The 22,734-nt window shown below is 70.4% G+C and carries 8 protein-coding genes and 1 pseudogene; 5 read left to right on the top strand and 4 right to left on the bottom strand.

What is annotated here, in order from left to right; genetic code table 11:
• Positions 1-28 precede the first annotated feature (28 nt).
• A complete protein-coding gene (locus tag ACWEK3_RS03630; protein ID WP_453248831.1) occupies positions 29-6,322 on the bottom strand; it encodes a protein kinase domain-containing protein in 6,294 nt (2,097 codons plus the stop codon).
• 331 nt (positions 6,323-6,653) lie between these two features.
• Here ACWEK3_RS03630 and ACWEK3_RS03635 point away from each other — a divergent pair, with 331 nt between their 5' ends.
• From ACWEK3_RS03635 to ACWEK3_RS03650, 4 genes are all read left to right on the top strand, one after another.
• Positions 6,654-9,878, top strand: coding sequence for a sigma-70 family RNA polymerase sigma factor (locus ACWEK3_RS03635; RefSeq protein WP_453248832.1), 3,225 nt, complete (start codon positions 6,654-6,656; stop codon positions 9,876-9,878).
• Positions 9,879-9,943: 65 nt separating this feature from the next.
• Positions 9,944-13,078, top strand: coding sequence for a helicase-related protein (locus ACWEK3_RS03640; RefSeq protein WP_453248833.1), 3,135 nt, complete (start codon positions 9,944-9,946; stop codon positions 13,076-13,078).
• Positions 13,075-14,934: a DrmB family protein gene (gene drmB / locus ACWEK3_RS03645; RefSeq protein ID WP_453248834.1), complete on the top strand. Its 1,860-nt coding sequence runs from the start codon at positions 13,075-13,077 to the stop codon at positions 14,932-14,934. Before ACWEK3_RS03640 ends, drmB begins: the two co-directional genes overlap by 4 nt.
• Positions 14,931-16,016, top strand: coding sequence for a DNA helicase (locus tag ACWEK3_RS03650; RefSeq protein WP_453248835.1), 1,086 nt, complete (start codon positions 14,931-14,933; stop codon positions 16,014-16,016). Before drmB ends, ACWEK3_RS03650 begins: the two co-directional genes overlap by 4 nt.
• A 497-nt stretch (positions 16,017-16,513) precedes the next feature.
• On the opposite strand, the pseudogene ACWEK3_RS03655 reads toward ACWEK3_RS03650, so the two are convergent.
• The 3 genes and pseudogenes from ACWEK3_RS03655 to ctaD form a co-directional block, all read right to left on the bottom strand.
• Positions 16,514-17,695: pseudogene (locus ACWEK3_RS03655) on the bottom strand (glycoside hydrolase family 10 protein); the annotation flags it as partial.
• 409 nt (positions 17,696-18,104) lie between these two features.
• Positions 18,105-18,665 (bottom strand): hypothetical protein, encoded by a 561-nt coding sequence (locus ACWEK3_RS03660; RefSeq protein WP_453248836.1) that lies wholly within the window; start codon positions 18,663-18,665, stop codon positions 18,105-18,107.
• A gap of 3 nt (positions 18,666-18,668) precedes the next feature.
• The gene (gene ctaD / locus ACWEK3_RS03665; protein ID WP_453248837.1) at positions 18,669-20,546 is read right to left on the bottom strand and encodes an aa3-type cytochrome oxidase subunit I; all 1,878 of its coding nucleotides are present in this window, start codon (positions 20,544-20,546) and stop codon (positions 18,669-18,671) included.
• 863 nt (positions 20,547-21,409) lie between these two features.
• Here ctaD and ACWEK3_RS03670 point away from each other — a divergent pair.
• Entirely contained in the window at positions 21,410-22,726 is a 1,317-nt protein-coding gene (locus ACWEK3_RS03670) for an ABC transporter substrate-binding protein (protein WP_453248838.1), read from the top strand.
• The last annotated feature ends 8 nt before the right edge of the window (positions 22,727-22,734 follow it).

A 22,734-nucleotide genomic window follows, 5' to 3' on the forward strand; every position in this document is an offset into this window, starting at 1 on the left:
TGTGTCTTCAAGTCCTCTGGAAGGGTGGTCAGTTGGCGGCAGGCGTGCCGAAGTACCGGGCGTTGGCGGCGGCGATCGCGTCCCAGTCGGCGCCGAGCGGGAAGCGGACGACGTCCCAACTGGCGTTGAAGAGACGGTCCTCGGCGTCCTCGTCCCGGAAGGTGTCCTGTCCCTTGTCGGGGGTGTCCACGAAGACGGCCACGTTCCCGCCTGGGAGCCTGTACACGAAGTCCGGCATCGCGTTCGCCTCGGTGAGGAACGGGCCCGCCTCGTCCGGGAGGTTCAGTCCCCGCGCCTTCGCCCAGCCCAGGTAGTCGCCCTGCGCGGCCAGTTCGGCGGCGGTCGACGACTCGACCGCGGTCGGCGCCGCGGGATCCTGGTCGAGCAGGCGGCGGTACTGCTCCGACCGCGACTCCCCGCGCGACTCGCGCTCGGCCGTCGCGGAGGCGAGCCGCACCAGCAGGTCCCGCGCCGAGTGGCGGTTGATCAGCGCGTGGTCGAGCTGGTTGCCGTACGTCAGCAGGCACTCGTAGCAGCCGCGGGAGCACGGCCGGTTCGGGTGCGGTCCGCCGAGGTCGTTGCCGTCCTCGTCGAAGTGGCAGATCGACAGGGCGTACCGGGCCGCCTTCGCCAGAGCGTCCGGCTCCGCCTGGAGGCGGCGCAGCACGCCCGCACCGCCCTCGGCCGCCTCCGTGAACAGCAGCCGGTTGCGGGGGCCGTCGTCCGGCGGCAGCAGCTCGCTGGACAGCTCGGCGTCCTCCAGCTCGAACGCGGCCTCGATGCCCCGCTCCAGCGCGTACATCAGGGTCAGCGCCTCCGGCTCGGGCAGCGGCTCGTCGAGGGCGACGGCGAGGATGTTGCGGCGGTCCTCCACGTAGGGGATGACCCGCTTCTTGCGGCGTCGCTCCTTGCCGTCCTCGTCGACCACCGGCAACTCGCTGGAGTCGCCGGAGGCCTCAGCGGCGTCCTTGTCGTTCATCCAGCGGCCGTCGGCGAGGTCGAGCCAGTAGCCCGGCGGCTCGTCCCGCTTGGCCCGCACTCGACCGAGGTTGGTGATGCGGACGGTCGCCGAGTCGCCGTACGCGAGGTTGGCCAGCGGCGCGCCCGAGGCCTCCGCGACGGAGGCGTTGAGGCGGCCCTTGCGGGCGCCGTGGTCCTGGAAGCGGTACGACGTCTCCAGCCGGAAGCCGGCCCGACGCCGCTCCTCCTCGTCGGAGGAGATCCGCTCCCGGCGCGTGGTGTAGACGGTGTGGAGCTGCAGCAGGCCGTGTGTGGCCGCGCCCAGCGGCTCGTCGCACATCTGGCAGCGGTCCTGGCGTTCCGCCGGGTCGTGGTGGTAGCCGCACTGGGCGCAGCGGCGGGCCTCGCTGGTCGCCAGGTCGCCGGAGGAGTCCGGAGGCAGCTGGATGCGGGTCACCTGGTAGCGGGCGCCCTCGTGGTAGATCAGCGCGCCGGGCCCGAACTCGCGGATGGCGAGGAAGCGGGGCCGCTGGAGATAGTCGCCGTCCCCGCGGCGGCGACCGATGGTGGGGATGTAGGCGGCCAGCGGCAGGCGCGGGAAGCTGTAGCCGGGCAGGAAGCCCTCGGAGGCGAGATAGCGGTACGGGTTGAAGTCGGAGAGGACCGACCTGCTGTCGACGCTCTCGTTCATCAGCAGGGTCAGCTGCGTCTCCGCCTCGCGGCGGCGGGCGTTGGCCCGATTGCGGTCGCTCTCGGTGAGGCTGTAGTCCAGGCGCCGCTTGTTCTGTATGTACTGGTCGTCGAGCGCGGCGCGGAACAGCTGCCGCCAGCGGTCGAAGGCCCGGTCGAAACGCTCCGGCACCGTGCGCACCCGGTCCTGGATCCAGTCGTCGTGCCACCAGGTCGTGTCCGCGAAGTCCGGCAGCAGCGGGCCGAGTACCCGCAGCGCCCCCTTCACCGTGCGGTCCTGCGCGCTCTCGTCCAGGGAGGCGGCCAGGATGTCGGGCAGCAGCTCGAGGGCCGGATCGGGGCGGTCGCCGGTGTCCGGGTACGACACGTCCAGGAGCTCGGGTATCGCGCGGCCCAGCTTCAGGCCGGCCTCCGCGATCCATATGCCCTGGAGGTGCGAGAGGACGAGGTCCTCGTTGGCAAGGTCCAGGCGTGGCGGAGCCACCGCGCCCGCGACCATGCGCTCCGAGCGGCGGAAGTAGTACTGGTCGTGGCTGTTGCCCGTCGCGCAGTACGTCGTCACCAGCGCCGGCTGGCCGCTGCGGCCCGCGCGGCCCGAACGCTGGGCATAGTTCGCCGGCGTGGGCGGCACGTTGCGCATCATCACCGCGTTGAGGGAGGAGATGTCGACGCCCAGCTCCATCGTGGGTGAGCAGTACAGCAGCTTCAACTCCGCCTTGCGGAACGCCTCCTCGCGCCGCTCGCGCTCCTCCGGGGCGACCTGGGCGGTGTGCTCACGCGCGAACAGCCCGGCCAGCGCGCTCGCCGCCTCCTTGTACAGGTCCCGGAAGAACGTGTTCACCCGCGGGCCGTCGCCGCTCGGGTAGGTGCGCGTCAACGGGTCGTGCGCGCCCGTCTCACCCTTGCCCGCCCGCCAGATCAGCGACTGCGCCGCGACCCGGTAACCGGTCGTGGCCGGGGTGTTGGCCTTGCGGTAGCGGCCCGCGCGCTGCGGGGCCTCCGACACCTCCTTCACCAGGCCGCCCGCGGCCAGGACCTTCAGCAGTTCCGCGATCACGAGCTGCAGGTCGTCGGGGGGAAGTTTCTTGAACGAGTCGTCGGCGCGCCTGAGGTACTTGCCGAACTTGCCGCGCGCCGAGAGGAACAGGCCCGAGCGGTCCAGTCCACGGCCCGACGACGGGTGCGGGTAGGCGGTGCCGATGCTCGGGCGGTCGGACGCCGACAGCACCCACGGGTCCACCAGCCGTTCCTCACTCGCCCGCTGCAACGCGTCGAAGTCGTCGCGGAAGTAGGACACGTCGATGGCGAGCGACCGGCGCATCTCGTTGAGCAGCGCCTTCATGATCTCGGCCCGCAGCGTCGGGTCGGCGTCGCGCAGCGCCGCGTGGGTGTCCGCCCAGCGGTCCTGTTTGTCGGCGACCCAGCGCAGGTCGGCGTAGTCGATCTCCAGCAGACCCGTCTGCTCCAGGTTCGGCATGGTGATGCGCCAGCCGCGCTCCAGGTCGAGGTAGAGGCGGAAGGCGATCACGTCACGCAGCGTCTTCGCCGCGGCGCGGGCCAGCGACGGGGGCTGGTCGGCGTCGCCGGTGTAGTCCACGGGGGCGATCGCGAGCGCGTTCGTCACCGCCGAGGCCAGCTCCTCATGGGCAATGCCGTCCTCGCCCGCGTCCAGGGCGGCCCGGTAAAGGGCTCCGCGCAACTGGGTGATCTGCACGAAATCGTTGAAGTGGCCGGCCTGGAGGGAGGCGTCCTGGCGGTTGTCGACGAAGGTGAGGAGCTTGCGTGCCTCCTTGTCCAGTGCCTCCTCCGGCACGGACTTCAGGGACCGCACCACCGATGCGGAGATGAGGGAGGTCGCCGACGACCGGCCCTCCTGGTCCAGCGTCGCCAGCTTCGCGAAGTCCCGGCCGCGCGTCTGCTCGTAGGCCACCCCGCAGTGCAGGCAGAACAGGAACGGCGACGGGATGAACGCGGCCTGCAGCTCGCCCCGGCCCTCGTAGCCGAGCGGGTCGACCGTCACGGCGCGCGGCACCCGGTCGCGGTACGTCTTCTTGACGACCTCCTGGCCCCCGCCGTCCAGTTCCAGCCAGGACTCCGGCAGGCGACGGTCGTCGACGGCGTACTGGACGCTGGAAGGCCAGGCGCGCTCGTCATCGATGTAGAGGTAGCCGTCGCCCTGCCGCCCGCCCGTGGCGGAGGTGTCCCGGCGGGCCTCGTAGCGGACCTCGCCGTCCTTCTCGGTACGCCAGACCGTCAGGTACTCCTGGCCGCACTCCCGGCAGAACGCCAGCGGCATCAGCAACTTGCCGCCGCTGCCCGGCTGTTCCAGCTGGTAGGAGCGGGTGAGGTGGCGGGAGAGCTTGTCCTCCAGGGTGACGTAGACGGTGTCACCCTTGGAGAGGAACTGGTGCAGGCGGAACGCGAACAGGGGGCGCTCGGTGACCGGGTGGCGGGCCTGCGAACCGGCTTCCAGGGTGGCCTCGATGGCCTTCACGCAGTCGTCCTTGGAAACCCCGGACTGCTCGGCCAGCTCGCCGGCCGCGACCTCGATCTTCGTGGGCTGCCGGCGCACCAGCCGGCCCGTCGCCTCGTCCGTGGCCAGGCCGAAGCGGGTCTCGATCCAGCGGGCCAGCGGGTCGCGCACCAGATCGGCGTACGCACGGGGCGCGGCAGGCGCGGTCAGGCGCTCGGCGAGGACGGTCTCGGGCGCCTCGTCGGTCGCGCGGACCAGCGTCTCGCCGATGACGTGCTCCGGGCTGACCCCAGTGCCGAACAGTGTGCTCGCCACACCGGCGACGACCTTCTTCTGGTCCTCGACGGTGCCCTCGGTCGACATGGTCGCCGAGGTGCCGATGCACTGCACTTGCGGGGCCTGGCAGGCCTCGCGAACCCGGCGGATGAGCAGGGCCACGTCGGCGCCCTGTCGGCCGCGGTAGGTGTGCAGTTCGTCGAAGACCAGGAACTCGAGGCCCTTGGCCATCTTGATGAGGCTGGCCCGGTCCGCCGGCCGAGTCAGCATCAGCTCCAGCATCACGTAGTTGGTGAGCAGGATGTCCGGCGGGTTGTCCCGGATCTCCTTGCGCTTCTCGTCGTCCTCCTGCCCCGTGTAGCGGGCGAAGGTGACCGGCTCGCGGCCCTGGCCGTAGCCGTCGCGAAGGTACTTCTCGAGCTCCTTGAGCTGACTGTTAGCCAGCGCGTTCATGGGGTACACGATGATGGCGCGCACCCGCTTCTCGGCCTTCGGGCCTTCGGAGTCCCGCTCATGAAGTACTCGGTTCACGATCGGAACGATGTACGACAGCGACTTGCCGGAACCGGTGCCGGTCGTCAGCACGTACGAGGCGCCGCGCGTTGCGGCGTCGATGGCCTCGCGCTGGTGGCGATGGAGGGTGAGCGGCCGGCCGTCCGGGACCGTGCCTCCCTCCGTCTTGCCCGCCTGGAAGATACGGGCGCACTCCGGGTGGAGCACCTTCTCCCCGACCAGTTCGGCGACCGTCCCGCCGCTCTGGAAGAACGGGTTCAGCGACAGCCACGGATCGGGCCACTGCGACTTCTCGTTGAGGTCCGTCTCCACGAACGCGGCGACGCGGTCGTCGCGGATCACGGTGCCGCCCTCGGTGAAGGAGCGGTAGTCCTTGATGAGCGCGCGGTGCACGCCGAAGACGTCCATCGCCGTCCCGGAAGCGGTGACCGGTGCGGGCCGCGGGGCGGGCATGGACGGGGAAGTGCTGGTGCGGGCGGTGGCGGCGGCCAGGTGCCGTGTCGGGTCGAAAGCACTCCAGTGGGGGAGTTGGGGCGTGCGTGCGTCCTGCGCAGCCAGCAGGTACAGGGCGTCGCGGACTTCGGCTGCGCTCGCGGGACGGTCGGCCGGGTCTTTCGCGAGCAGCCGGCCGACGACGCGGATCAACTCGGCGGGGATCTCGCCCCGGATGACGCCGACGGGAGCCGGCTCGGCCTCAAGATGCTTGCGGGCGAGTTCGACGTACGACTCGCTGACGAAGGGCGGTACACCGAGCAGCATTTCGTACAGCACACAGCCGAGCGCGTACAGGTCGGCGGCCTGGGTGACCTGGCGGGCCTGGAACTGCTCAGGCGCCATGTAGCGGGCGGTGCCGACGGTGACACCTGTGCTGGTCAGCCGTGCCTCGTCCGGGTCGTCGACGATACGGCCCATGCCGAAGTCGAGGACCTTGACGGTTCCGCCGCGGGTGAGCATGACATTGGCGGGCTTGAGGTCGCGGTGCACCACGTCGGCGGCGTGTGCGGTGGAGAGGCCGTCGGCTATCTGGGCGCCGATCGCGGCCACCCAGGATATGGGCAGCTGGTGCTCCTCCTCGACGAGGTCGCGCAGCGTCTCGCCGTCCAGGAACTCCATAGCCAGATACGGCAGTCCGCCCTCGCTGACCCCACCGGCGATGAGCCGTGTCAGGTTCGGGTGCTCGAGGCGGCGCATGATGCGTACCTCGCGCGCGAAGCGCTCCGCCGACTTGGGATCCGCACCGGTGTCGATCAGGGCACCTGTGCGGCGGCGCAGGATCGTCTTCACGGCGATGGTGCGCTCGGCGCTGCCCTCCGGAACCTGCAGGTCCTCGGCCCGGTGAACCTCCCCCATGTTGCCCTTGCCGATGACCTGTCCGATGCGGAACCTGCCATCGATCAGCTCCTGGCTCACGGCCGCCCCTCTTCCCTCACTCCGCTGCCCCGTTCGGGGACTCGCCTACCCCTCGTTGTCCCGTGCTCCGCTGACGTCCTTTCAGGGAACACAGTCACCGGCACCGTACACGAGGATTAGTTACTGTTCTAGACCTAGTATGTGTTGACGTTGTTAACGCGTAACCGCTAATCTCTGGCGTGAAGTTGGGGTGGGGGTGGAGACCTTGGGGCGTCAACTGGTCGGGGAATCCGGCGCGCCTGTGTCGAGGGCCGTGCTGGGTGACCTGCTGAAGCGGCTGCGGCGTGCCGCGGTGCACGGGGTGGTGCCCGAACGTGAGTTCCTCCAGGGTGTGCGAGCGCTCGCCCTGGATGACGGTGAACGGGACCGGTTGCGTAACGAGCTTGCCCGGCTGGGTCTGCCCGTGCGGGATTTGCGCATGCACGCAGACATGGACTCGCCCAGTGGTGAAAAGGTTGCACGTACAGGTGAGGAAATTGTGTTTTCGCGTGTCGAGCTTGCCCGAACTGTGCTGTCGCGGTATCGCGACGCCGCCGGGTGCGTGACGTCCCGGGCCCTCGAGGGCGTCGTTCGGCTGGCGGGGCTCGACAGTCGGGAAGCCGCGGAGCTGCGGGCGGGGGCCAGTGTGCGGCGGGATCCCGACGGTGCTGTGGCGGGGGAGGCCGGCGGTTGGCGGGGATCCCAGGAATCTCACGAGGCCACCGTGGCGGCCACGCCGGACGAGGCCGCCACGGCGGCGACGGGCGGCGACCTCGCCGACGCCCTGGCGGCCGCGCGGGCCGTGCTGGAGGCTGATCGGACCGAGCGACGGCCGGAGAAACGGCTGCTGAGCGCGGAAGCCGAGGTGGGGCTTGCCGTCCTGGTGAGGGGCGGAGTGGACCGGATCGAGCAGGAAGCCGACGAGGACGAACTGAAGGCGCTGCCGAGGGACGACCTGCGGGTCCGAGCCCGCGACTGTCTGGTGGTGCACAATCTACGGCTCGTGCACTCCATTGTGCGGTCGCATCTGGAACAGGGACTCGACTACGACGATCTGGTCCAGCACGGGGCGCTCGGGCTGATGCGAGCGGCTCGGAAGTTCGACCCGAGGATGGGCAACAAGTTCTCCACCTACGCGACGTGGTGGGTTCGGCAGTCAATGACACGTGCCATCGCCGACGAGGGCGCCATCATCCGCATCCCCGTCCACATGCACGAGCAGATCCGCAAGGTGGCGAACGCCGAGCGGAGCCTGGCCGCACAAGGACGGCCCGCGACCGCAGCCGACGTGGCGGTGGCGTGCGACCTGAGCCTGGAGAAGGTGGAGCAAGCCCGGAAGCTGAGCCAGCGCACGGACTCCCTCGATCGGATCATCGGCGACGGGGCGACGCTCGCGGATTTCGTGGGGCGAACGCAGCCGTTGCCGTCCGTGGAGAAACAGGTGTTGGACGCCCTGCACGCCGCAGAGGTCATGGCTGTGGTGAACACGTTCAGCGGACGTGATCACCGGATCCTCATGCGGCGGCTGGGGCTCGACGGGGACGAACGGTCGACGCTGGATGAGCTGGGGGCCGAGTTCGGCGTGACCCGGGAGCGCATCCGGCAGCTCGAGGTGAAGCTGCGGCCGGAGCTGAAGGAACGGCTGCGCGTGGGCGGCCTCTTCGGGGTGAACCTGGACGCCGAGTGTGAGAAGGCCGAGCGGGCGGCGGAACGGGCTGCAGAGGCGGCGCGAGCCGCCGGTATCGCTCGCGCGACCCACGCCGCCCGCACTGCTCGCGCCCGACGCGCTCTCCGTAGGGCGAGAGCGGAGCGGCTTGCCATGGCTGCTGCGGAGGAAGCACAGGTGGCTGTGGTGCCGGCCCGGACTGTGGTGGTGGACGCGAGCGGTGACGCACCGATGGCCGAGGCGGCGGTCGAGGTTACGGTGGTGCCGGAGGCCGAGGCGGCAATGGGCGGCGAGGGGACCGCCGACGTGGGGGAGGTCGCTGACGCAGGAGCGATGAGCCTGATGTCCGACACCCTGACGGATGCCGCAGAGGCTGCGAGTACTGAGGAGGACGCTGACGTCGGGGCGGCGATACCGACGTCCGACGGCGTCTTCGAGCCGGCGCGGGAAGCGGCTGGTGCGACCGTGGGAGACACCGGGGCGGAGCCGGACCCGGAGCCCAACACGGCGCCGACCGCGTACGCTGCCGACTGGGGCAAGGCCCGGGCACTGGCGCGGCCACCGCTCGGTGGCGGAGTGGCCTGGCTCGCCGAGTACGCACTGCTGGCCGTGGGGCCACAGCAACTGATCATTCTGCTCGGCTCGACGGCCGCCGGCGATGTGGTTCGGGCCGCACGGCAGCGGGGCACGCTCGACCGCCGAGTGGTCACGGCCCTCGAAGTACTGGAAAGCGTCTTCGACACCGTCAAGAAGCTCGGGCTTCGGCCCGAGCAGTTCTTCGAGTGGACCTCGGAGACCCTGGGCGGGGTGCCCCCCCGAGCTTATTTGGCGGACAGGCCTCTGCTGCGCGCGGAGTCGCGCGTTGCCGTTCGTGACGCTTTGAAGGAGTTCACCAGGGCAGCCCCGGAAGGTTCGGAACGTACGGAGCCGGCACCTGACGGCGGCGAGGACGTCGTCGACACGTCCTTGGCTTCGTCGGCCGGCGTCGGGGAACTCCCGGCGCCGCCTCCCGCGGAGGCCCTTCCGGTGCCCGCGCACCCGGCTGAGGGTCTCGATGCCCAGGCACCGTCCGAGGACCTTCACCGGCTGCTCTCCGAGGCATGCGCCCAGCACGAGGCCGAGCTCGCCAGTTTGGCGCAGGAGCACGAGCGCCGGCTCACCGAGGAGCGGATCGCCGCCGACGAGCGCGTCGCGGCTGCCCGGGTGGAGGCCGAGCGGCAGCTCGACGCGCTGGAGGAGGAGCTGCTGTGCCGTGCGGACAGGGCCCGGGAGCGCCGTGTGCAGTACCTACGGAGCCAGGCCGAAGAGCGCGTCGCGCGTCTGAGACAGGAACACCATGATGCGTACCAGGCGTTGCTGCGCAGGGCCGAAGAAGCGGAGGAGGCCGCCCGGCAGACGGACGGCGCCGAGGAGCGGGTCCACACCCTGGAGCGGAGGCTGCGTGAGTACCGCGAGGGCGCCGAAGCGCGCATCGCGGATCTCGAGTCACGGCTGTGGGAGGCCCAGGCGGCTGTCACCGAGCGGGAACGTGCCACCGGGGCGTGGGTCGCCGAGCTGGAGACGAGGTTGCGCAAGGCTGAGGCGGGCGTCGCCGAGCGGGAGCGCGCCGCCGCGTCGGCACGGGAGGAGTACCGCCGAGGAGCTCAGGTGCGGGTCGCCGAGATCGAGGCGCGGCTGCGGGAGGCCGAAGCGTCGGTCAAGCAGCGGGACCTGTTCGTCGAGGCGGCTCGTCGGCGCGCCGAGGAGGCCGAGCAACAGGCGGCCCAGCGCATCGCGCAGAACGAGCACGATGCCTGGCTGCGCATCACCGAGCTGCAGACGCAGCTGAGCGACGTCCAGGCACAGCTGGCCGCCGCGCGGGAGGCGGCAGGCAGTCGCACCTCCCTCCGGGACCGTTGGCGCCGGTCCTGACGCGCACGTCCGCCGGTCCTTCCGTACGCCCGAGAACGTCACCGATCACAACCATCAGGAACCCCATGGACCCCCGACAGGAACTCGTCTCCTACCTACGGCGCCAACTGGTCGGCCCGGCCGGCGACGAACACGAAACGCTCGACGCCCCGCCCGACCGGCAGTACCTCATGGGCACCCTGTTCCCGCAGGAGGCCGACCTCCAGCGGCAGCTGGACCTCGCCGCGGAGGAGCGTGACGGAGCCGGAACGGAGGGGAGGGCCGAGGACACCGCCCCGGCCGGCGACCCAGTACCCGAGTCCAACTCCTGGCTGCCCTCCTCCCTCGGCTTCAGCTTCTACACCGATGCCACCAGCGTGGAGATCGACTGCGCCGCCGCCCACTACCTGACCCTGGCCGGCACCAACGAGCGCGGACGCAGCTGGCAGCGGATCCCGCTCCCCGCCGAGACGCACACCCTCGGCCCCGACCGTGACCATGTCCGCGTCCTGGACGGACGCGCCGAACTCCGCATCCGACGGCGGAAGTTCGGCACAGGACAGCTTGTCACCGTCGCGCTCGTCAATGCCGCTCGGCACGAACCGGGCCTTGGGAAGGCGGCCCACTGGGACCGGATGCTGTTCCAAGTGGGGCTCGAGGCACGGCCGGTGGACGGCCGTGTGCTCCAGTACCCGAGCGTGCGACTGGCCAGCCGTGACCTGGAGGAGCAGGAACTGCGGCTGCAGTACCGGCATGTCCGCACCCACGCCGTCGGCCACGGCTGCGCCGCCGAAGAGCTGCACGACGGCACGGATGAGGAGGTGACCGGGCTGCGGGCGGCCGTCATGCCCGAGGCGGAGGTCACCGGCGTACGCGCCGCAGGTCTGAGCGGCTCGCCGGTACTGAACCTCTGCCACCTCGCCGACCCCGGTGTTTCGGTCGAGCAACTGCGGGAGGAGCTCACCGACTTCGCAGCCGACTACCGCGCCTGGTACGTCGGGCAGCTCAACATGGAGGTCCCAGAGTGGGGGCGCGAGGCCGCCGACCGCGTCCTGTCGCGTATAGGTACCGCCGTCGCCCGTATCGAGTCCGGCGTGCGCACCCTGTGCGACCCGAGCCGCCCCGAGTTGCTGCACGCCTTCCGTGCCGCCAACCGGGCGATGGCCCTGCAGATGCGCCACTCCGCTCCCGATCTCGCCGGCACTCGGCGCTCCCGTCGGGACGCCGTGCCCGCCGTCGCGGAGCCCGCGCCCGACGCCACCTGGCGCCCCTTCCAGCTGGCGTTCTTCCTACTCGCCCTGGACGGGGTCGCCGACCCCCGGCATCCGGACCGGACCGTGACCGACCTGATCTGGTTCCCGACCGGTGGTGGCAAGACCGAGGCGTACCTGCTGCTCGCCGCCTTCACCATGGTGCTCAGGCGGCGCGAACCCGACGGCGGCGGCACGGCCGTGCTCAGCCGCTACACCCTCAGCCTGCTCACCACCCAGCAGTTCCAGCGGGCCGCCACCACTGTGTGCGCCCTGGAGACACTGCGCCGAGCTGACCCGGCGACGTACGGCGACGAACCCTTCTCCATCGGCCTGTGGGTCGGTGAGACCACCACCCCGAACACCTACGAAAAGGCCCGCGCGGCCTTCGACAACGCACGCCAGGCCGCCACGCCCGAGGACGTGTTCATACTCGACCGCTGCCCGTGGTGCGGCACTCGCGTCCTGCCCGCCCACAAGTCGCCCGACATCGGCGACTACGGAGTGCGCTCCGCCGCCGACTCCTTCGCCTTCTTCTGCCCGCGCGAGGAGTGCGTGTTTCACGACGAACTGCCCGTCGCCGTCGTGGACGAGCAGCTGTATGACCGGCCGCCGACGTTCATCCTCGGCACCGTCGACAAGTTCGCTCGCCTGGCCTGGGAACCGCGCGCGGGACGGCTGTTCGGGGCGGGCGGCACACAGGGCGGGAGCCTTCCGCCCTCGCTCGTCATCCAGGACGAGCTGCACCTGCTCACCGGCCCGCTCGGCACCACCGTGGGACTGTACGAGTCGGCCGTCCTGGGACTGTGCACCGCACCCGACGGCACCGAGCCGAAGGTGGTGGCGTCCACGGCCACCATCCGGCGCTCCGGAGAGCAGGTGCGCGCCCTGTACGGCGGCGGCGTCCAGCTCTTCCCTCCGGCCGGACTCGACGCCCGCCACTCCTACTTCGCCGAACCCGACACCGCCCGTGCCGGCCGCCGCTACCTCGGCGTCATGGCCCAGGGACACACCGCCGGCCGCGCCTCAGTGGCCACCGCTGCCGCCATGCTCCAGGGCGCCTGGGAACTTCCCGAAGAACACCGCGACGCCTACTGGACGCTCGTCGCCTACCACCACAGCCTGCGCGAACTCGGCCGTACGGTCACCGCGGCGGCCGACGACATCCCCGCCCAGCTCACCGGACTCGACTCCGGCGCAGGAGTACGATCCCTGCCCGATCACCAGGTGCAGGAGCTGACCAGCAACCTGCACCGGGCCGAGCAGCCCGTGCTGCTGGACCGGCTGGAGAAACACTGGCGCGACCCGCAGTCGGTGTCCTTCCTGCCGTGCACGAACATGCTGTCCGTCGGAGTCGACGTCAAACGGCTCGCGTTGATGCTGATGCAGGGCCAGCCGAAGACCACCGCCGAGTACATCCAGGCCACCAGCCGCGTCGGCCGGCACTCCGTGCCCGGCCTCGTCGTGACCTTCTTCAACGCCACCCGCCCCAGGGACCGTTCCCACTACGAGACCTTCGACGTCTACCACCGCTCCCTGTACCGGCACGTCGAACCGACCAGTGTCACGCCCTGGTCCGTACCCTCCCGTCGGCGCGCCCTGCACGCCGCGCTCGTCGTCCTCGTACGGCACAAGCTCGGCCTCTCCGCGGAGAACCAGGCCGGACACGTACTCGACCGGATGCCCGAAGCCGAGCAAATAGCCCACCAGTTGGCCGCACGCGCCGAGATGGCCGAACCGGGTACCGGCGAGGCCGTGCGCAAGGAACTCGCGGGTCTCCTCGCCGACTGGGAGGACGCCGCACGGGAAGCCCGCAAGGACGGTCGCGAGCTGTACTACCGCAGCCAGGGCAAGGGCCAGTCCAACCTGATCACGAGCTTCGAACAGAACTACGGCCTGTGGGAGACCCCGAACTCCATGCGCAACGTCGACCGGGAATGCCAGGTGACGGTCAAGGGAGCCGATCTGTGAGCCGCACACTCCGCGTACGCCAGTCCCAGACGGTGCTGCCGTTCGGCGTCGGAGCCGTCTTCGACATCCAGGGCGAGTCCTTCGTGGCCACTGGTATCGGCGACTGGCCGCCCAGGGGCAGGCAGAAGGTCGAATCCCCTCGGCTCGCCTCCCGGCTCGGCGTCACGGGTTTCTACGCCGCACCCGCCACCGCGAACGACCGCTTCGACGTTCCCGACGCGCCCGGAGCGCCGTACATCCGCTTCCCGTCCTGGCTGTTCTGCGGCTCCTGCCGCAGGATGAAGCGCTGGCGGATCGCCGACGAGAAGCCCGGGCAGCCGCCGCGGTGCACGTTCTGCTCGCCGGGGCGGACCCTGGCGCCCATGAGGTTCGTGCAGATCTGCCAGGCGGGGCATCTCAGCGATGTCGACTGGTGGTTCTGGGCGCACTCGCGGCGCGACGCGGGGGAGCGGCAGCGGTGCGAGGAACGCGACAAGCTGCGCTTCCTGGTCTCCGAGCGGGCTTCCGGCCTCGAGGCTCTCTCCGTCGCCTGCACCGCCAAGAGCTGCGGCGCCGCCCGGGACCTGCTCGACATCCTCGGAACCCACGGCATGCGGTGCTCCGGGCGAAACCCGTGGCAGCGGGCGAACGAGCGGGTGGACTGCCCCCGGCCGGTGCAGATCGTGCAGCGCACCGCAGGCAATCTGTACTACCCGATCGTGCACTCGGCGCTCGACATCCCCGAGACCGACGTACCGGCGTACGCCGACGACGGGCTCGCGCACCAGGTGCGTGAGCACCATCTGTGGGTGCCGCTGTGCCAGGTGGCCGGGACCCCGAGGGCCGCCCTCTTCCGGACGATGATCCAGGAGGACACCGGCGTCGACGACGCCTTGCTCGACGCTCTCGTGGCCGAGGAAACCGGACAACCGTCCTCGAACACGGCGTCCGCCACGCCCGCCACGCCCGCCACGCCCGCCCGCCCCGACCTCAGCCGCGAGGAGTGGGTCGCCTTCACGGCACCCGCACCGCCCGCCACCCGCGACTTCGCGCTGCGCGAGACCACCCTCGGCCTCGGCGGGGAGACCGCCGACCCGTGGGCGGCCCTCCGCCGCCGCTTCGGCAGGATCATCCTCGCCGACCGGCTCCGTGAGGTGCGCGCCCTGTCGGGCTTCACCCGGGTCTCCCCGGACGCCACCGTCGTGCCCGCCGACACCTCCAGGCGTCTGAAGTGGCTGCCGGCCGTGGAGGTGTTCGGCGAGGGCCTCTTCCTGACCCTGAACCAGGAAGAGCTGACGGGCTGGGAAGCCGACCGCGACGTTCGGCGGCGTGTCGCCGGAATCCGCGCCGACCTGGACCGCTCCTTCCAGCGGGACCGTCTGGAGGCCCTGACCGGACCGGACCTCGCCCCCCGCTTCGTCCTGCTGCACACCCTCGCCCACCTGCTGATCCGTCAGCTCTCCTTCGAGTCGGGCTACACCACCGCGAGCCTGCGCGAGCGCATCTACGCCCGCCCCGAACAGGACCAGTACGGCATCCTCGTCTACACAGCCGCCGGAGACGCCGAGGGCACCCTCGGCGGCCTGGTCCGCCAGGGCGAACCGCCACGGCTGGCGGAGACCCTGCTGCGGATGACCGAGGCCGCCGCCTGGTGCTCGGCCGACCCGCTCTGCGCCGAACACGCCGGCCAGGGCTTCGGCAACCTCAACCGCGCGGCCTGCCACGCCTGCGCGCTGCTGCCCGAGACCAGCTGCGAGACCGGCAACACCCTCCTGGACCGCGCCCTCGTCGTCGGCGGGGAGCACGTGCCCGGCTATCTGGAGTCGATCGTCACCGCCGCGCGGGCCGCCGCGGCCGACGCACTGGAGCAGTCATGACCCTCACCTACCTCGACCTGACCCCCGAACAACGCACCGGCCTCGACAGCCTCCCATTCGACGGAAACCATCTGATCAGCGGCCCACCGGGCAGTGGCAAGAGCCTGCTCGCGGCGCAGCGGGCCGTCATGCTCGCCCTCACCGGCACCCCGGTGACCCTGCTGACCCGCTCCAACCTGCTGCGCCAGTCGCTGGCCGCGATGGTCCACGCACTGGGACCCACCGACCGCGGTGTCCGCGTCGCGACAGCGCACGCCTGGCTCGACCAGTGGTACGGGGGCAAGGCCCCGCGCAGCGCCGACGGCTGGCACGACTGGAGCGCCCTCTTCGACCGGGCCGCCACCACCGGCACCGTCGAGGGCCTCACCCTGGTCATCGACGAGGGACAGGACCTGCCCCCGGAGTTCTACCTGCTCTGCAGGATGCTCAAGGCACGTACGACGGTCTATGCGGATGAGTGCCAGCGCCTCACCGACTCCAACTCCACCCTCGCCGAGATCGCCCGGAACCTCGGTGGCTGCACCCGCCACGAACTCGACGGCAACCATCGCAACACCGAGCAGATCGCTTCCTTCGCCGCACACTTCCACACGGGCGCCGGCGCGCCGGTGCTGCCCGACCGGCAGGGCCCTCCGCCACGACTCCACCGCTTCCCCGAACGCGGAGCCGCCGACCTGCTGATCATGCTGGCCAAGCGGAACCCGCGAGAAACCATCGGCGTGATCGTCAACTCCAAGCACACCCAGTTCTCCATACTGGGCAGCCTGGAGCGCCGGGCACCACGGCTGAAGGTCCAGTTGTACACATCCGAGGCGAAGGGCGGCCAGTACCGCAACATCGATCTCGGCCGTCCGGGCGTCGTCATCGTTCACCGGGCCAGCGCCAAAGGGCTCGGCTTCGACACGGTCGTCATCCCCGACACCCACACCGACGTGTCCAAGGACCCCACCTCCGCAGCCCTGCGCATGCAGTACTACGTCCTGGCCACGCGCGCCCGCCGTGAACTCCACCTCGGCTACGAGGGCGAGAAGGAACCTTCCCTGCTGGCCCAGGTGCCCATGCGAAGCCTGATGCGCGGCTGACGTTGTGGGACCTTCTGTCGCGCAGCGTCAGCGGATCACCGCGGCCCCCCAACCGCACCGGCAGGTGCCCGCCGACGGGGCACCCAGTCTCCCAGGTACGGCCGTGCATCTCCCGGCATTTGAGGTCCTCCTGCAGCCCGGCCCCAACTGGCCAGGGCGGGGCTGCGGGAGGTGATGCCATGTCAGCGGCGAGGCGCCCGAACCGTGATCGGGGAGCTCTCGCGGTTGGCGCGGTCCACCGACGTGACCGTGTACGTCGCGCCCTCCGGGGCCGCCGGAGCGGTCCACTCGGTGTGGCGGGCGCCCGGGAGTACGGCCACGAGGCCGTCGTCGTCGGCGGTGTGCTGCCGTAGTGCGTACAGCGCGGGGACGTGGTTGCCGCGGGAGCGTACCTCGATCCGGAGCCCGCCGTCGGCCGTCCGCGCCGCCGACGCGAGCGGGGGCAGCGGTGCGGGCCCGTGGGCGAGCCTCGGCAGCACCGGTGGCAGCGCGGGCCGCTGCCAGTGGTCCGCGGTCAGCTTGCTGATCGCGCCGATCGGGTCGGCGGTCACATCGGCGGCGCTGAACAGGATCTCGCCGCTGATCTCCGGCAGCCCCCTGTCCATCGTCAGATGCCGGGAGAGCTCGGCCGGGTCCTGCCAGGGGGCCGGCTGGGCGGGGTCGCCGACCTTGTACACGGCCTCTCCGATCCACAGTTGCACGTCGGTACCGCGGACCGCCTGCGCCCACCACGGAGCGAGGACGGCGTAGTCGGCCACCGCCAGACCGATGTTCCAGTACAGCTGCGGGGCGATGTAGTCCACCCAGCCCTTGCGCACCCAGCCCAGGCTGTCGGCGTTGAGCGCGTCGTAAGACTGGGTGCCGTTGGTGGCCGAGCCTCGTGGGTCGTTCGAGTTGTTGCGCCAGATGCCGAAGGGGCTGATGCCGAACGCCGCTTCGGGACGGACCTCGCGTACCCGGTCGCTCACCTCCTGCACCAGCAGGTCCACGTTGTGCCGGCGCCAGGCGGCCCGGTCGGTGAAGCCCGCGCCGTACGCGGCGAAGGCGTCGCCGTCGGGGAAGTCCTGTCCGCCCACCGGGTAGGGGTAGAAGTAGTCGTCGAAGTGGACGCCGTCGATCTCGTAGCGCTCCACCGCGTCCATGATGGCGTTCTCGACGAAGGCGCGGGCGGCCGGGATGCCGGGGTTGTAGTACAGCTGGCCGCCGTAGGAGACGATCCACTCCGGGTGCAGCCGCGCCGGGTGACCGGGCACGAGCTTGGTGACGTCGGACTGCAGAGAGACGCGGTACGGGTTGAACCACGCGTGCAGGGCCAGCCCGCGGTCGTGCGCGGCCTTGACCATGAAGTCCAGCGGGTCGTAGCCGGGATCCTGGCCCTGAGTGCCGGTCAGGTACTGCGACCACGGCTCGTAGCGTGACGGCCAGAAGGCGTCGGCCGCCGGGCGTATCTGCGCGAATATCGCGTTGAGGCCGATCGATCTGGCGTGGTCGAGCAGCGCGACGAACTCCGCCTGCTGTATGGCGGGGCTCAGTCCGGTCCGTGAGGGCCAGTCGATGTTGGCGACGGAGGCGATCCACTCGCCACGCAGCTCGCGGTCGCGGTACGCGGTCGGGGTGCCGTCGGCGGCGGCCGCCGCAGCAGCGGGGACGGGCAACCCCGTTGCGGCCAGGCCGGCCATCAGTCCTGCGGCCCGCAGCAGGACGCGGCGCGTGGGGCGACGTGCGGCCGAGCCGTGGTTCGCGGTGTCGGTCACGCGGACTCCTTGAAGTGAGACGGGAGCGGCTTGATCGCATCACCGTTCCCAGCGCGCCGCGCCTGGTCAACGAGCCGGGTGAAAATAGTTACCAAATCGCTAGCGTTCGATGTAAGAAACTTACATCGACGTGGAGTTGGGTCCGCATCCTGTCTCGCTACCCGGTTCGGCCGTCGGCGGGCACCTCCTCGGCTGCCGGGCAGCCGGTCCCTCCCCGGCTGGGCGAACCGCTGCACCGCGAACAGGTGCGGCGCAGCGCCCAGGGGCCTCCTTCCGTACACGGACCTTCATAACGAACCGACCTGACGGCTCTGACCAAGGCCCGTCCGCCTCGCTAGCGCCGTCGCCGCTCCCGGACGCCGGCCGTGGCGGGGCGCGTCGCGTGGGCGTACCCGGCCGCCGCGGTGAGGAACACGCCCATGACGGCGGCGGGGGCCACGGCCGTCAGCCAGCGAGGGTCGTCGGCCGGGCCGGAGAAGGCGTGCAGGGCTGCCACGGCCACCGCCGCGGCCAGGCCGCAGACGAGGACGGTGGCGACGACGTTGCGGGAGGGGGACGGGCCGGTCGGGGGTGGGACGTGGCCCAGATGAGTCCAGTGGTGCGCCATCTCACGGGCCTCGCGTCTGCGGCGGGCGGCGGCGTGCAGGCGCAGGGCGCCGGCGACGGTGGCGCCGGCGACGGCCGCGGCGACCGGCGTCCACCATGCCTCGGCGACGAGCAGCAGCACGGCGAGGGCGCCCGTTCCGGCCCAGCCGGTCACGCAGGCCGCGGCGGCGATGCGCCGGGACTCGGGCCGGTCCGCGCCGGCCCGGAGGTCGGCGAGGGCCGGCACGTACCAGACGGAGCCCGCGGTGGTGAGCGCCGCGGCTCCCAGGGCGGCGACGGCGTGTGGCACGGCCTACCTCGCCGCCTCTTCCACCTCGGCCCGCCCTGCGGCCTCGGCAGCCCCGGCGACACCGGCAGCCCCGGCCACACCGGCGGCCCTGGCGACGCCGGCGGCCCCGCCGACCCCGGTGACACCCGTGATCCCGGAGATCTCCGGGTGGTGCAGGTCGAACGCCGGGGACTCGGTCCGAATGCGAGGCAGGGAGGTGAAGTTGTGCCGCGGCGGCGGGCAGGAGGTCGCCCACTCCAGGGAGCGGCCGTAGCCCCACGGGTCGTCGACGCCGACCGGCTTGCCGTACTTGGCCGTCTTCCAGACGTTGTAGAAGAACGGCAGGATCGACAGGCCGAGCAGGAACGACCCGACCGTGGAAAGGGTGTTGAGGGTGGTGAAGCCGTCGGCCGCGAGGTAGTCGGCGTACCGGCGCGGCATGCCTTCCACGCCCAGCCAGTGCTGGATCAGGAACGTGAGGTGGAAGCCCACCGTGAGCGTCCAGAACGTGATCTTGCCGAGCCGTTCGTCGAGCATCTTGCCCGTGAACTTCGGCCACCAGAAGTGGAATCCGGCGAACATCGCGTATACCACCGTGCCGAAGATCGTGTAGTGGAAGTGCGCCACCACGAAGTACGAGTCGGACAGGTGGAAGTCCAGCGGCGGGGAGGCCAGGATCACTCCGGTCAGACCGCCGAAGAGGAACGTGATCAGGAAGCCCACCGTCCACAGCATCGGCGTCTCGAAGCTCAGGGACCCCTTCCACATGGTGCCGATCCAGTTGAAGAACTTCACCCCGGTCGGGACCGCGATCAGGAACGTCATGAAGGAGAAGAACGGCAGCAGCACGCCACCGGTGACGTACATGTGGTGCGCCCACACGGTCAGCGACAGGCCCGCGATGGAGATGGTGGCGCCGATCAGGCCCATGTAGCCGAACATCGGCTTGCGGGCGAAGACCGGGATGACCTCACTGACTATGCCGAAGAACGGCAACGCCAGGATGTATACCTCGGGATGGCCGAAGAACCAGAACAGGTGCTGCCACAGCAGTGCCCCGCCGTTGGCCGAGTCGAAGATGTGGCTGCCGAACTTGCGGTCCATCTCCAGGGCGAACAGCGCCGCCGCGAGCACGGGGAAGACGAGCAGCACGAGGAGCGCGGTCAGCAGGACGTTCCAGGTGAAGATCGGCATACGGAACATCGTCATGCCGGGCGCGCGCATGCAGATGATCGTGGTGATGAAGTTGACCGAGCCGAGGATGCTGCCGAAGCCGGACAGTGCGACACCCATGATCCACATGTCGGACCCGATGCCCGGCGAGTGGACGGCGTCCGACAGCGGCGCGTACAGGAACCAGCCGAAGTCGGCCGCGCCCTGCGGGGTGAGGAAACCGCCCGCGGCGATGAGGGAGCCGAGCAGGAACAGCCAGTAGGCGAGCATGTTCAGCCGCGGGAAGGCGACGTCGGGCGCCCCGATCTGCAGCGGCATGATCCAGTTCGCGAAGCCGGTGAAGAGCGGCATCGCGAACATCAGCAGCATGATCGAGCCGTGCATCGTGAACGCCTGGTTGAACTGCTCGTTCGACATGATCTGCAGTCCGGGCCGGGCGAGTTCGGCTCGCATCGCCAGCGCCATCACGCCACCGAGGACGAAGAACGCGAAGGCGGTGACGAGATACAGCGTCCCGATCTTCTTGTGGTCGGTGGTGGTCAGCCACTCGACCCACGAGGGCCGCACGGCGCCGTGTCCTGGGACCTGGGCCGCCTGCCCTCCTGTCACTGGGCCACGGGCCGCGGCCTTGTCCGCCACCGTGGTACCGGGAGCCGGCGTGGCCTCGTCCCCGTCGTCAGGGGCTTCCGGCCGCGCTGCCGCCGCCTGTTGTATGCGCACCTCGTCCACCGGACGGTGCCCTCCGCATCTGCTTGGTTCATCGACACAACGACGAGCCCGGAGGTGCTCCGGTTGAGGAACGGACCCGGCCCTCCCGGCCGCCGCCTCATGATCGCCGGAGGGGTACGGGGCGCCGATAGGGCCGAACAGTCCCCGCACGGGGATGCGGGTAGGGCCCAAAAGCCCTGCTTGGTCCCGGCGGGCGTCTCGGGGCCCCAACGCCGACCCCTCCCCGAGCATCGGTAGGGGCCGACCCGTGCCCACACACCGGGAAGGGGCCTATCCGTCCCCGCACACTGGGAAGGGGCCGGCCCGTCACCGCACCGCCAGACCATGGGAGCGCCGGGGGAACAGGAGGCACGGGCCGCTCTCCTGTTCAGGAAATGAAGGGTGGGGGGTTCGAGAGCGCTCTCTTGACGGTGAATGCTTCATGCGAGTGAAGGAAGCGTCAAGAGGTGCGACGGGGTTCGGCCAGACAGGAAGTGACATCGCGTCAAGTCCTGCTGCCGCCGATGGAGATGCGTCCCTCCTCGCCGAGCGCGTCCGCGCCGGGCGCCGAGACCCAACCGTTGTACTGCGTCATCCCCGCCCTCCTGCCGCAGGTCAGGCGGCGCGTGCCGGCCGCATCGGGTCGGCGGAGCCGCCTCCGCCGTCGCCGGCCGCCGATTCGCCCTTGCCGGATCCCTTGACGAGTCCTCTCCCGGAGGTTTAACTCACGTCCTAAATTAAGCCCTGAGGCGCCTTCGGAAGTCGAACCGAGCGAACCGGACCCGATCGCACGAGAACGAGCACGGGACACGGGAGCGAGAGCGGTGTCGGCGTCCGGAGGACTCCTCGCGGTTCTCGACTCCCGGAAAGGGACACCAGGAGCCATGCGCAGCATCCGAGCCGCGGCCGTAGGCGCCGTCACCATGTCTCTCGCCCTTGCCGTCTCGGCCTGTGGAGGCGGTTCGTCGACGGGCGGCGGGTCCAACGACTCGCCGAAGACGCTCACGTACTGGGCCTCCAACCAAGGCGCCAGCATCGAGATCGACAAGAAGGTCCTCCAGCCCGAACTCGACAAGTTCCAGAAGCAGACGGGCATCAAGGTGAAGCTGGAGGTCGTGCCCTGGTCGGACCTGCTGAACCGGATCCTCGCCGCGACCACCTCGGGCCAGGGCCCCGACGTCCTCAACATCGGCAACACCTGGAGCGCCTCCCTCCAGGCCACCGGGGGGCTGCTGCCCTGGGACGCCAAGAACTTCGACAAGATCGGCGGCAAGGACCGCTTCGTCGACTCCGCGCTCGGCTCGACCGGCGCCCAGGGCCAGGACCCGGCCGCCGTACCGCTGTACTCGATGGCGTACGCGCTCTACTACAACAAGCAGATCTTCGCCGACGCGGGCATCTCCAAGCCCCCGGCCACCTGGGAAGAACTGGTCGCCGACGGCAAGAAGATCCAGGCCAAGGGCAAGCAGGTCCTCGGCGCCGAGGGCGCCAACGTCTCGGAGAACATCCACCACGTGTTCGTCTTCGCCAAGCAGCACGGCGCCGACTTCTTCACCGCCGACGGCAAGCCCGACTTCACGAGCGACGGCACGGTCGCCGCGGTCAAGCAGTACGTCGACCTGATGGCCAAGGACAAGGCCATCCCGCAGGGCAACGCCGAGTACGCGCAGAACCAGTCGGTCAGCGACTTCGCCAAGGGCAGGACAGCGATGCTGCTGTGGCAGTCCGCCTCCTCCAACCTCAAGTCCCAGGGCATGAGCGCGGACGCCTACGGCATCGCCCCGGTCCCCGTGCAGTCCGGCACCCCCGGCACCGGCACCCAGGTCAACTCGATGGTCGCCGGCATCAACCTGGCCGTCTTCAAGAACACCCACAACCTCGACGGCGCCACGGAGTTCGTGAAGTTCATGACCAGCGACGAGGAGCAGAAGATCCTCAACTCGGCCTACACCTCCATCCCGCCGGTCAAGGCCGCCCAGGCGGACGCCGCCTTCAACACCCCGGACAACGCCGTCCTGAAGGAGACCCTCGCCACGAGCGCCGCCGCGCTGCCGCAGGTCGCCGACGAGTCCCAGTTCGAGACGACCGTCGGAACGGCCGTCAAGGAACTGTTCGCCGACGCCGCCGCCGGACGCACGATCACCACGGAGTCGGTGAAGGCCAAGCTGCTCAAGGCCCAGCAGCAGATGCCGGCGAAGTGAGCGCGGAC

Source organism: Streptomyces sp. NPDC004721 (assembly GCF_053601495.1).